At 45.9% G+C, this 12,228-nt stretch carries 12 protein-coding genes; 3 read left to right on the top strand and 9 right to left on the bottom strand.

All coding sequences use genetic code 11. The features are described from left to right. Positions 1–342: 342 nt before the first annotated feature. Positions 343–540, top strand: coding sequence for a hypothetical protein (locus RMO27_RS03540; protein ID WP_309729159.1), 198 nt, complete (start codon positions 343–345; stop codon positions 538–540). A gap of 90 nt (positions 541–630) precedes the next feature. On the opposite strand, the gene RMO27_RS03535 is transcribed toward RMO27_RS03540, so the two are convergent. The 6 genes from RMO27_RS03535 to RMO27_RS03510 all read right to left on the bottom strand — a co-directional run bounded on the left by RMO27_RS03535 (position 631) and on the right by RMO27_RS03510 (position 3,886). Next, entirely contained in the window at positions 631–1,077 is a 447-nt protein-coding gene (locus RMO27_RS03535) for a ferredoxin (RefSeq protein ID WP_309729157.1), read from the bottom strand. A gap of 4 nt (positions 1,078–1,081) precedes the next feature. After that, on the bottom strand, positions 1,082–1,471 hold the full coding sequence (locus RMO27_RS03530) for a DUF1257 domain-containing protein (RefSeq protein WP_309729155.1): 390 nt from the start codon (positions 1,469–1,471) through the stop codon (positions 1,082–1,084). Between the two features lie 145 nt (positions 1,472–1,616). Beyond that, the gene (locus RMO27_RS03525) at positions 1,617–1,823 is read right to left on the bottom strand and encodes a DUF2997 domain-containing protein (RefSeq protein ID WP_309729153.1); all 207 of its coding nucleotides are present in this window, start codon (positions 1,821–1,823) and stop codon (positions 1,617–1,619) included. 65 nt (positions 1,824–1,888) lie between these two features. Continuing rightward, the gene (locus tag RMO27_RS03520; protein WP_309729151.1) at positions 1,889–2,023 is read right to left on the bottom strand and encodes a hypothetical protein; all 135 of its coding nucleotides are present in this window, start codon (positions 2,021–2,023) and stop codon (positions 1,889–1,891) included. A 132-nt stretch (positions 2,024–2,155) separates the two neighbouring features. After that, entirely contained in the window at positions 2,156–3,298 is a 1,143-nt protein-coding gene (locus RMO27_RS03515; protein WP_309729149.1) for a 5-(carboxyamino)imidazole ribonucleotide synthase, read from the bottom strand. A gap of 90 nt (positions 3,299–3,388) precedes the next feature. Then, on the bottom strand, positions 3,389–3,886 hold the full coding sequence (locus RMO27_RS03510) for a pentapeptide repeat-containing protein (protein ID WP_309729147.1): 498 nt from the start codon (positions 3,884–3,886) through the stop codon (positions 3,389–3,391). 158 nt (positions 3,887–4,044) lie between these two features. Here RMO27_RS03510 and RMO27_RS03505 point away from each other — a divergent pair, with 158 nt between their 5' ends. Continuing rightward, the gene (locus tag RMO27_RS03505) at positions 4,045–4,398 is read left to right on the top strand and encodes a phage holin family protein (RefSeq protein WP_309729145.1); all 354 of its coding nucleotides are present in this window, start codon (positions 4,045–4,047) and stop codon (positions 4,396–4,398) included. A 162-nt stretch (positions 4,399–4,560) separates the two neighbouring features. Here the strand turns inward: RMO27_RS03505 and RMO27_RS03500 are convergent, their stop codons facing one another. Together RMO27_RS03500 and RMO27_RS03495 are read right to left on the bottom strand one after the other, a co-directional pair. Beyond that, positions 4,561–7,275, bottom strand: a complete 2,715-nt coding sequence (locus tag RMO27_RS03500) for a tetratricopeptide repeat protein (RefSeq protein ID WP_309729142.1) — start codon at positions 7,273–7,275, stop codon at positions 4,561–4,563. Positions 7,276–7,508: 233 nt separating this feature from the next. Further along, the gene (locus RMO27_RS03495) at positions 7,509–8,711 is read right to left on the bottom strand and encodes a hypothetical protein (RefSeq protein WP_309729140.1); all 1,203 of its coding nucleotides are present in this window, start codon (positions 8,709–8,711) and stop codon (positions 7,509–7,511) included. 481 nt (positions 8,712–9,192) lie between these two features. On the opposite strand from RMO27_RS03495, the gene RMO27_RS03490 reads away from it, so the two are divergent. Further along, the gene (locus RMO27_RS03490) at positions 9,193–10,782 is read left to right on the top strand and encodes an NAD(P)H-quinone oxidoreductase subunit 4 (protein WP_309729138.1); all 1,590 of its coding nucleotides are present in this window, start codon (positions 9,193–9,195) and stop codon (positions 10,780–10,782) included. 191 nt (positions 10,783–10,973) lie between these two features. Here RMO27_RS03490 and RMO27_RS03485 read toward each other — a convergent pair whose 3' ends face one another. Continuing rightward, entirely contained in the window at positions 10,974–12,029 is a 1,056-nt protein-coding gene (locus RMO27_RS03485; RefSeq protein WP_309729136.1) for a J domain-containing protein, read from the bottom strand. Between the last annotated feature and the right edge of the window lie 199 nt (positions 12,030–12,228).

The following is a 12,228-nucleotide window of genomic DNA, read 5'->3' as shown; positions in this document are numbered from 1 at the left end:
CTCCACATTTATCTTGTTCATCTCAAACAACCACTAACCTTAACTTGTCAGGAATGGGGGAACCCGACGGTTTTGCGGCGTTTTTATTCGGGGGTTCCCCCCGAATAAAAAAACGACAAGACAGCGAGACAAGACACAATCGAGTGCGGTGCTTAAACGAAGCAAATATCCTTAACCCGAACTGAATTTAACGAGACGCAGGGGTTTAAAGCCCCCACCTTTTAGGTGGATTGTTGTTAGGGTGGGGTTTAAATCCCCATCCTAACAACCCAATTCTCAATTATCAATTCTCAATTCTCAATTAATTTAAGGATACATGCACCCCATCCCTTGAGGTTAAACATGTTCGATCGGTTGTCGCCCAAACAAAAACAGGTTTTATTCGCGATCCTGTTATCCACCGCTGCTTCGATCTGTAAAAACGTCACGATGAAATATTTGATCGAATATGTCGATCCAGATTACTACCATTTCCATCCGCTAGTAAACCACTGTGGCTGCCGTTATCTGCACGATGATGCACAGACGATCGACGACTAAGTTGAGTCATAATTATATAAAATTAGGACTTAATTCTCATCTTCACATCCCTGCAAATATAACGCTTGGGATCGGCATACACAGCGTAAATTACCCTAGTTTTTTGAGTCGATCGAGTTTGCGACGGCGGATCTTGGCAGCAACTGCGGCTCGATCGACTGGAAATCCAGCCATCGGAATTTCTTGATATTGGCGTTCGGTTTCTAATTTCTTTAGCTCGGTATAATCAACCCACTGAATACAATTCACCGGACAAGTATCGATCGCTTCTTGGATCGTATCTTCGAGATCGCCATCTTGACGCACTACCCTCGCTCTACCGTATTCCGGCTCGATAAAAAATGTATTGCGGGCGGTATGCGCGCAATGCAAACACCCGATACAAGTCATCTCATCCACGTAGACGCCTTTTTGTCGCCATACCCCACCTAGTTCCGGCTCGAAACCAGATCGATCTTCGGCATCACGCAGATAGCCGCCGAGTTCTGGCTCGAAACCCGACTGGTTGCCGTCCATTGGTGGGGTAAAATCGCTCATAATTTTAAGCGTTCCAACGTTGAACTACCAACTTAATCGAACCATCTTGTTGGTTGCGCTCTTCGGCGACTTGGAAACCTTGTTTGGTCGCTTCAGTCAGTACCGTATGATATGCATAGCGTTGGGTAACTTGATTCAAGAACCGATCGACCGACCAATTTTGTTGCCAGAATTGCAAGTCAGCGACTAGTTCGTATTCGTTGTTGCCATTGTCACAAAATCCAATATCATAGCCATTATCCTGCTGGATCGTGACGACTGCCGTCCGCGTGTCGCCCTGATAACCACGCACTGGTTGCGATCCGGTTTGCCAATCGATACCCAGATCCGTCAAGGCAGCGGTGAGGGACTCGACATTCCGAATCTTGGTTTTAATATTGCTAAAGTGGGACATAAAATTAGTTGATAGTTGATAGTTGATAGTTGATAGTTCAAAGATTGGCCAGAGGTGCTTCAATCTCAGACTAATTTCAAGAGCTTGCTAACACTAGGAGAAAATCGACAAACATCTTTAGGATTGCCAATCTCAAACTCTCAAGTTACCAGGTGGCTTGAGTGGTAGCTGTGGCGGTGAGTTCGAGCGTGGGGGTGAAATATTCGGCGGTTTGTTCTTGGCTGACGACATGACCGAGTTCGGATTCGATCGCTGCTGTTACTACGGTGCAAGACTGACCCACTACACCAGTGACTTTTTCCTGCACTCGTCCATCGGGGTAGATGATAAACTCTAGCGTCTCCATGCTCATCGGTGCTGTCAGTCCTCCGGCTATTTGTAGTTAATAGACATTATATTTAGTCAGATCGAAATTATTTAGACCCGATCGGTAGATGACATTTGGGGAATGAGTGTCGATCGCCAGCAACATGCACCACCAAAGTCGATCGAAATATCGCAGCCTGCCAAAACTTGGTAAAGGTTATTATTTAGTCGAGTTATTACTTGCATTATAAGTAAGTTTCGCTTAACTGAGCCACTGCGTCAAGTTTTGTGAAGTTTTATCATTATTTATCCCGACAGAGTAATTAAGGGTTTGACGATCGCGCCGAGACATCCAGATCCCATCGCCGCTACAGGCGTTTATGTATACCAAATTGCCTCTACCTGTCGCGCTAAGGCTTCAGCCGGCAATCGATAATCTGGCCGCTCATTTTTGGCATCGGTAGCGACGAGCAGCGTCACATGACCGAGTTTGCGGCCGACTCGCGACTGCTTGCCATACCAGTGGAGGTGGGCATGGGGCAGAGCGGCTATTTGCTGGCGTTTGGCGAGATAGTCGCTCTGAGTATCCTCGTAACCTAACAAATTGACCATCACTGCGCTCCCACAGGTGAGAGCGGTACTGCCCAACGGTAAACCAGCTACCGCCCGAATTAGTTGGCTAAATTGGGAAGTAGCACAGGCTTCGATCGTCAGATGTCCCGAATTGTGCGTACGGGGGGCAATTTCATTCACCAATACTCGGCCGTCGGGCGTGGCAAATAACTCGATCCCAAACACCCCAACCGCAGCTAGACTAGTCATTAACTTCGATGCGATCGAGTCACACAGATCGATCGTCTGGGCAGGTAAATCTTGGATGGTAAAGACCCGCCGACAGACCTGGTCTTCCTGTTGAGTCTCTAGGATCGGATAGGTAACTACCTCACCATCGACACCTCTAGCCGCGATGACGGCCAACTCGCGATCGAAATTGACAAATTCTTCTAGTAAGAATGGCGTGTCGGGATAGCGATCGCACAGGCTCTCCAGGGCAGCTTGAGTTTTGATAATAAATGTCCCCTGGCCGTCATAACCATTGCGGCGCGCTTTGACAACAACGGGAAATTCAAACCACGGGGGTAATGCTGCTCGCTCTAGTAGCGCGAACTGGGGCACAGGTAAGCCCAATTCTTGCAGGTAGCAACGTTGGGTATATTTATCTAATAATGGAGCTAACGCTGACAAGGGCGGCAGAAAGCAGGCATCATCCGTCGCGGCGAGTTTGCCCAAGCCATCGAGATCGACAAACTCATTTTCAAAGGTAATGACATCACATTTTTGCGCTAGCACGGCGGTAGCGGCGACATCATCAATCTCGGCCAAGACTGTCTCTGCTGCCAAACTAACCGCAACATCGTCAGGGTGGGGCGTCTGGACGACCAGTTCGATCCCCAATGTTTGGGCGGCACTAGCCATCATCCAGGCTAGTTGTCCGCCACCAATTACACCAATTCGTTTCATTTCAATTCATATGAGATACCAGCACATTCGCGCTAAATTGCTAGCTGTGCTGGCGTTAGAATTATACACCCGTCCCCTGTCGTTGCTCCGTTATTTACAGGCCAGAGAATCGCGAGTGGCAACACCAGTTTTGGGATTGATGCCAGTGGCAATCTTGCAGAGTTCTTTTTGCTGAAGCTTGCCCAAGATTGCATCGGTAAAGTCTGCGCCAGCAATATTAGTATTCTTGAATGTCGATCTCAGCATCATTGCTTCCACGAATACCGCATCGCTGAGATCGGCATTGACAAACCGGACTTGATCGAGCAAGCCTTGAGAGAGATTGGCACCGTGGAGATTAGTAGCGTTCAGGGTTGAGGAGCTAATCACGGCACCTGTAAGATCTGCTCCCGCAAAATTGGTTCGATCCAACTTAGCAGTAGTAAATGTGGCCGTCTTGAGATCTTGTCCCGAAAAATCTTGACCGTTGAGTTCGGCATTATCGTAGGATAACGATGGCTTGTATGAAGCAGTTCCCCCTGCCGCAATCGCCTGACCGGGAAAGAATATTAAAATTGAAGCCAGGATGAGAGCGATAATAGTAGGCATATTTTCCAGTAAACAGTTGTGCTGCGACCGCAGGCTAGTGAAAACTTAGATCGGGCAAGGCTAGCTTAACCTGATTTTACATTCCTTAATATCGACAGTTTATCGCAAAACCAGTCCCCCAGTCCCCTAGTCCCCCAGTCCCCAATTCCCTAACCCCAATGTTCAAACTACTCATTACCTGGGTGCTCAATGCGATCGCGTTTTTGATTACGCAGCGGATTATCGACCATTTTTTGCCGGGACAATTTCGACTGCGAGATGTGATCACCGCTTTAATTGCGGCTTTCTTATTAGGTTTGATTAATAGTACGGTGCGTCCGGTACTCAAATTTCTGACGTTTCCTTTGACAATCCTGACATTGGGCTTGTCTTCACTAGCGATCAATGTGCTGTGTTTGATGTTTGTCTCGTGGTACGTGCCAGGATTTCAAATTGGTGGGATCGTCCCCGCAATAGTAGGCTCGATCGTGTTGTCGATCGTTTCGACGTTATTGAATTGGTTTGTGAAGTAGGATAATCGATCGAATCTAGTTGAGGTAGGGGTAATGTCTTGTCTCGCTAAACCGTCGGGAAACAAAGGCGGGCGCGAGCCGCTGTCTTGTCGGTTTTTTTATTCGGAGGGAACCTCCGAATAAAACCGCCGCTTCATGAATTACCCCTACCTCAACCCTATTTCAAGGCTCTAAACCTAGAGCCTCCCGCAATAATGGACGCATTTCCTGGGGTAAACTCAGAAAGACTCGATCGTCCGTCGGATTTTGCTTATATTTAATCCCAGCTTCCAGCATTCTCAGGGCGAGGGCTAATTCGGGGTGAGGTTTTCCCAATTCTTGCCACATCTTCAGCCACTCGGTGGCGGTGTAGTCGCTGATGGTGGGGGATTGGATGGCTTTGAGGTTGCGGGTGAGGGCGACACCGAGTTCGGGGAGGACTTGGGCGGTGGTGTAGATGGTGAGGATTTGAGGGAGGATGTCGCGAACTGCTGGTTGTTGGAATTTGGGTAATAGTTGTTCGTCGAGGAATTCTTGAATGAGATCGCTGGCATTACCAAGTTGCTCTTGTTGAATATTTTTAAAAACTTTTTGCCATGATGTTAACGCATCAGCATAATTCTCCTGTTTAAAATCAGCTAATGCTCGATCGTGTAAGCTTGCAACTAAATTGTCCAGCGCAATCTCACGACAGAGAGTAGAAAGATCGTCATCTGGTTTAAGTTGAATAGCATAATCGTAACTAGCAATAGCGTCTTCATATCTTCCCAATTTATTCAACGCATCTCCACGAAAAGACCAATCCAAGTTATCACGTGGCTCAATTTGAATAGCTTGTTCGTAACTAGCAATGGCTTCTTCATGTTTAGCTAATTTATTTAGCAGATATCCACGATACAAAAAATCGAAAATATTATCTGGATTAAGTTGAATAGTTCGCTCATAGCTAGCAATTGATTCTTTATCCCTGTCTAATTTTCCCAGCGTAAAACTACGCCATCTCCATGCTGACTGATAATCTGGCTTAAGCTGAATGGCTCGCTCATAGCTAGTAATTGCTTCTTCATACTTTTCCAAAGTGGTTAGTGAAAGTCCGAGTAAAAACCAATAAGAGTTTTCATTTGGTTCAATTTGAATAGCACGATTGTAACTATTAATAGCTTCTTCTTCTCTTTCCAAACAACTTAGTACATAGCCACGGGCTATCCAACTACAATCATCATCTAATTTAAGCTCAATAGTGCGATCGTAGCTAGTAACTGCTTCTTCATGCCTGCCTAGTTCTCCCAATACTTTACTACGCTTATACCAGATTTTGTGATTATTAGGCTGAAGCCTAATGGCAAGATCGAATATTTCTAAGGCTCTATCCCATTGTTCAGATTCATAGAGTAATAAACCTTGTAGATATAACTCTTCAATCGAATCCCCTCCTAACAGAGCTTCGATTACTGCTAATGCATCAGCCGATTTATCACTATTAATTAGTCCAACTATCCATCGATCTTCAGATTCACCAATATTATTGACACTAACTAATTCTTTCCACACTGCTAACACGGCATCCGTATCCCCATCATCAAAATATTTATATAAATCTTTCTGACAAGCTAAGAGAATCGGATCGAACTTAGCATTTGCTAAAGAAAGCCGAAAATATTTAGCATGTTCTAACTTCCCATTTGCTTCCAATTGTTCTAAATATTCCTGACGCTCATTCGGCCGATACCAAATTCGTAGAAAATCCACACACAACTTAAGATCGCCATTGCGAGCATTCTTCATCTCCAAGCATAGCCGCATCAAAACTTCAGAAATCTCATAGTAAACTTCTCGCCCTCGCTGCGTAGAAACTACATATCCCTTATCTTTCAACTTCTTGAGCGCGTTAGAAGTCGTCCGTTCGCTAGAAATAAAACATTGTGCCGTAATTTCCTTCACCGTTACCGCTCTAGTTTCTCGCGCTAGATACATGACGATTTTTTGTTGGTCGTCCGACTGTCCCAGGCTCTCTACTCTAGACTGATAATAAGGTGTCAGCTTGTCCAGCATCTCGATGACGGCTGGTAATAACGCCTCTAAAGTATCTTCCGTTATCAGTTGAGCGAACAGGGCATAGACGCGCGGATTGCCGCCTGCTAAATGATGGAGCGCACGAACGCGGCTTTTGCCTTCATCGGTATTTAAAAACTTGGCTAGCTGAGTATTGCCAGATAAATTGGCAATTTTAATCAGCATTGCTACGGCATCGGGATGTCCAAAAGTTGGTAAATGGATGGAAGTAAAGAAGCCGAAAAAAGGTTTGTCTTTTTTGCTAGTATCTTCGGAAATCTTGGGCGTGGTGGCTAAAATGCTACAGCAATTAGTCTCTTGGAGAAAGGCGCGAAATTTCCACTGTTCTTTATCGCCCAATCCGTATAATAGTTTGTCGATGTTTTCAGTGATAATTAATAGGGTTCGATCGCCGATTACTTCAGTTAATACTCGATTGGCTAGATATTCGGCTTCGGAAATGGGTAAACCTGCTAACTTTTTAACCTGCTCTGTTGTGTCGATCCCTTCTTGACTTATCGATCGCAAGATTTCAATGATTAAATATAGCCAAGAGTTAACACCATATTCTTCCTCTCGCAGCCATGCAATCAATAATCGATCGTGCAGTTCGGGCTTTTGTTTGAGTCGATGATAAACGAGGGAAACAAAATGAGTTTTCCCCATGCCTCTGGCTCCAACTAGCATCAAATATTGTTTGGCACTATCGACACTAGCAGCTAAATCTTGAACGATCGATTGTAGTAGTTGTTCTCGCTGGACAAACATCCCCTCTAGTGTCTCCTGTGACATGGTGCTAGGGGTAAAGGTAGATAGAGCTAGTTGTTGTGCTAAAGGAGTATTCACTTATCTAACCTGAGTTGATAATTACTAATTGTCTGCGATAAGTGCCTGCGATTAAAATCGCGGCTAGTGATGCAAAGTCCGCCTGTCTTAATGCGCTAAACCGTCGGGTTTCCCGACGAGCGCGCATCGCTACGCGGACTGAATATTAATTAGTCCGCGTAGGCGGACTTTGCACTCTGTTCGCGGAGCGTCTACCTTCGCAGAGGAGTGGTTTCTAACCACTTGGCTTCGATCTAACCTCTCTGACATTGCCAATACCGTCGAATTAGAGAATAGCGAAATCTGTATTTGAGATCGATCGAGTCTTTTGTTAAATAATGGTCTTGTTCTAGTAACTTGAGTAAATCGCGAATCGTTTGGTCTGGAATTGGTGACTGACTAGTGTTCTGAATAATTTTGATGATATCTTTCGTTGCAATTGCTTGTTCTTCCGCTGCAATTGTGTCTAAAATTAGCCGCACTAATTCACTATCGATATCTCCATAGTAATTTTTAATCCGATCGAGATAATGTGCCATGTGCCAAGTATTATCAGCATCGACTAATAAAGCTCGCACCTCTTGCCTAATTATATCGACATCGATCGTCAATGGTCGATCTTGAGGATGATAGCGAAATCGTTTGACTAATCCATTAATATAGAACGGAATATTATCCACTTCTTGCGCGATTATCTTGGCTGTTGCCGCCAAATCTTGACAGGGAATTGCCTTGGATTCTAACTGCGAGCGGGCAAAATCGATCGCAATCTCAGGCTCGAATGGTGTTACAGACAACACATCCATGTCGTTGTTTACCGGATTGTTAAAGCCGCTTTGCCTCAACTTATTCAGAATGTGATGTAAACCAACCGAACCAGTCAAAATCATCCGCACGCGCGGATACTCGGCTCTGAGCGTATGCAATAAATTCAGGATTTCGCCAGCAATTCTCTCTCCACCTTCCTGCTCGGTGATTTTATCCAACATCACCGGAAATTCATCCCACAAAAATACTACTCTGTCGTCTGGTAATTGCGTTGACAGATCGGCAAAGATCGATCGTAAAATTCCCTTCCACTCTGGTATTGCTGACTTCGGTAGCTGAATCGGACCGACTTTTAACTCTTGAAAGCGACTCAGAAACCTTCTGGTTTCTTCCGCTGCTTTTCGGCGCAATCCTAATAACTCTTGCGCGGTATCAAATACGCTCTGCACAAATTCTAACGGCGAGGAACAACCGGATAAATCCTGATACAAGCACAACCATCCCTGCACCCAGTTTTGCTGCTGCACAGCGGCTTCTCCCTGTAACTTATACAACAGGTATGTTTTGCCCATTCGCCGCTCGGCAGTTAAAACGATACTTTTCTCCGCCAGCATTTGCCAAGCCTGTCGAGCCAAAGCATCTCTACCAACAATTTCACTTAAAGGGACTCTGTCTCGCTGATGATCCATAGTAGGACTCGATCGAGTATACGCCGAGGTTAATATACCTCTATATTAACGTACCTCAATTAAAATGCCCGTTAGTTCTGACGTATATTTTTAGTTGTCAGTTTGAGTACCCGACGATCTATGGGATTGGAAGATCCCATGACTCGAAAAAACTTGTTAAGGAATTATTAGATCCCCGCACCAGTAGATGGGGATCGCCTACAGTGGTTAGGATGTATGGCGGCTAACAGCTAAAACCCAGATTCAGCAAATCAAACTAGCTGCCTGTCATCGATCCGAGGCTTAAATATACTGCCAAAATTATTTGTTAGATTAACAATATCAGCCGCCCTCGCGATCGATCCACCAGTACATGGCATTCGCAGAGAGTCCGCTTGGCGTCAATCTTCCTGGAGCAATTTAGACCAGTTAGCACCCTACGGTACGATCGACACTAATTATACTAACTACTCTATTGGGCATTTCCCGATTTTAACTGCCTATGAATAGCTTTCCTTGGCTGACAACGCTGATTTTATTTCCGATTCTCGCTTCCCTGGCGATTCCCATCATTCCGGACAAAGATGGGCGCACGGTAAGGTGGTACGCGCTGATTATCGGACTGATCGATTTTGTCTTACTCGTCTACACTTTTGCCAATCACTATGACATTCATAGCGACCAGTTACAGTTGGTCGAAAGTTATACGTGGATTCCCCAAATCGATCTGAGATGGTCGGTGGGCGTTGATGGGATTTCGATGCCGCTGATCCTACTCACAGGCTTTGTGACGACCCTGGCAATTTTGGCAGCTTGGCCAGTGACATTTAAGCCCAAACTGTTTTACTTCCTGATGTTGATCATGTTCGGCGGCCAGATTGCCGTGTTCGCCGTTCAGGATATGTTGTTATTTTTCCTCGTGTGGGAATTGGAACTGATTCCGGTGTATCTATTCCTGGCAATTTGGGGCGGGAAGAAGCGATTGTATGCTTCGACCAAATTCATCCTCTATACGGCTGGCGGTTCCTTATTTATCCTGGTAGCTGCTTTAGCGATGGGATTCTATGGCGATACGATCAGCTTTGATATGCGGACATTAGCCGCCAAAAATTATGGCCACAATTTCCAGCTCTTTATGTATGCGGGCTTATTAATTGCCTACGGGGTCAAATTACCGATTATTCCCCTGCATACTTGGCTCCCCGACGCTCATGGCGAAGCTACTGCCCCCGTCCACATGTTGCTAGCGGGAGTACTGCTGAAGATGGGTGGGTATGCGCTGATTCGGATGAATGCGGGGATGTTACCAGAGGCTCATGCGGCGTTTGCACCCGTGCTGATCGTGTTAGGGGTGGTGAATATTGTCTATGCCGCCCTGACTTCATTCGCCCAACGCAACCTCAAACGGAAGATTGCTTATTCTTCGATCTCGCACATGGGATTCGTCCTAATTGGGATCGCGTCATTTACCGATCTGGGGATGAGTGGTGCCGTCTTGCAAATGGTTTCCCACGGCTTGATTGGGGCGAGTTTATTCTTTTTGGTGGGGGCAACATACGATCGCACCCACACGCTGATGCTCGATGAAATGGGCGGTGTCGGCCAAAAGATGAAGAAGATCTTTGCGATGTTCATCGCTTGCTCGATGGCGTCGCTGGCATTACCAGGGATGAGCGGTTTTGTCGCCGAACTGATGATCTTTGTCGGCTTTAGCACCAGCGATGCTTATACGTCGGAGTTTAAGGTCATTATGGTGCTAATTGCCGCGATCGGGGTCGTGCTGACACCGATTTATCTCCTATCGATGCTCCGAGAAATCTTCTACGGCGTCGAAAACAAAGAACTCGTCGAGCATGAAGAGTTAGTCGATGCCGAACCCAGAGAGGTATTTATTATTGCCTGTCTGTTGGTACCGATTATCGGGGTGGGTTTCTATCCCAAACTGCTGACTCAGATTTATGATGCGACGACTACCACCCTGACGGCACATCTGCGCGATTCCGTGCCGACAATCGCCCACAAACAATCTAATCCAGTTGCGCTGGGTGATGAGTTCTTCCGCGCACCCAAACTCGTAAAATCCGCAGGTTAATTCTCGATCGAGATTTCAATTCAATGTCGCTACTATTTAGCCACGCTTGGTATTAAATCTCGACCTCAAAACTCCCATAGTTAGTGGGAGTTTTTTTTGAGGATGTTTCGATCGATCTGGTACTTGAGATCGACAATCGAAGTAAAAAAGCTGTCAAGGGATAAGCTGAAGATCCTGAGTCACAGCACCTTCTAAAATTGAGCGAACAGCTCCATCAATAACTCCTCTGGTGACACCGATTGCATTTGTTGAAAAACGGCAGGACCTTTCATGAACTCTTTAATCGTCATCTTTTTATCGCGAAAATCGATGACGAATTTGTGCACATCGGCCACGATCTGAATTTGTGATTCGGTTTCCGCCACCATTTCACCGATCGGATCGATCCCTTTTTTAGTCAGCTTCTTGTATTCAGCGACGATCGATCCTTCGGGCGTGTTTTTAGTTTGGCGGATTTCTTGTTTGAGATTGGCAAATTGACTGGTGAGAAATTCATTTTCTTGTACTACCTGGGCGCAGCGGCGCGTCAGATCGTCTTCATTGTCGCGATCGATGATTTCGCCCATCTGATGTTGTTTCTCGATCGCGAGTAATTTCGCCAGATCGCCAGCTTGATAAGCTTGATTGATTTCTTTCATGACTTCGGTTCGATACTCGCGATCGTGCTCGTCGAGGGTTTTATCGGGATGAAAGACATCTGCCAATCTCAAGAAAATTTGGCGAATCTTTTTCAATTCATCTCGATCGAGTTGGGGCGATGCGACTTGATTATCAAACGGCGATCGTCCACCCCGACCGAAAAAATCTTCCGCATCCCAGTCACCTTCATCATCGAGATCTTCGTCTGCATCCTCAGCTTCCCCAGGCAGGTGATGGGGGCTAATCAATCCCGACATTTGCAGCGTATAGTAAATTTTCTCGATGTTTTTTCGAGACTGTTTGCCGAGTTTTTTGCCACTAAAAATCTCGGCAAATCCGGCATGAATTTTTTCGTCTAGTTCCAACAGTTGTTGGAGGATCGGCGCACTCCGGTGGGCTACTTCCACACCGATTTCGCGAATCCGATCGAGTAAATTATTTAGCTCTGTGCGTTTTTTCTCGATTTGCTTGATTAACTTTTCATTATCCCGCTCCAAAGCTTCCAGCCGCAGGCGCAGATCTGAGGGTGCTAAACCATCGAATTTGGGTGCGATATCGATGGTGTCAGCAGGCTGACGAGTAGATGCAGATTTAGATTTTCGAGCCATAAACAGGTTAATCTCGGTCGGGATGGCAATTTAACCATTTTAGATCGCCAAGCTCGATCGCGTGTGGATTCGATCGAGCTTGGCGAGAATTAATTAACTGACATCTTGTTCCAATTTATAGATACTATTACTACGATAACCCCAGGGCGGGCACAAGGCCGCGCCCCTACAGGTTAATTGTGTAGCCCGCCCTATGTGA

The sequence above is a fragment of the Chamaesiphon sp. OTE_75_metabat_556 genome (assembly GCF_031378165.1).
GTDB lineage: Bacteria > Cyanobacteriota > Cyanobacteriia > Cyanobacteriales > Chamaesiphonaceae > Chamaesiphon.
This window is presented reverse-complemented; position numbering and strand designations above follow the sequence as displayed.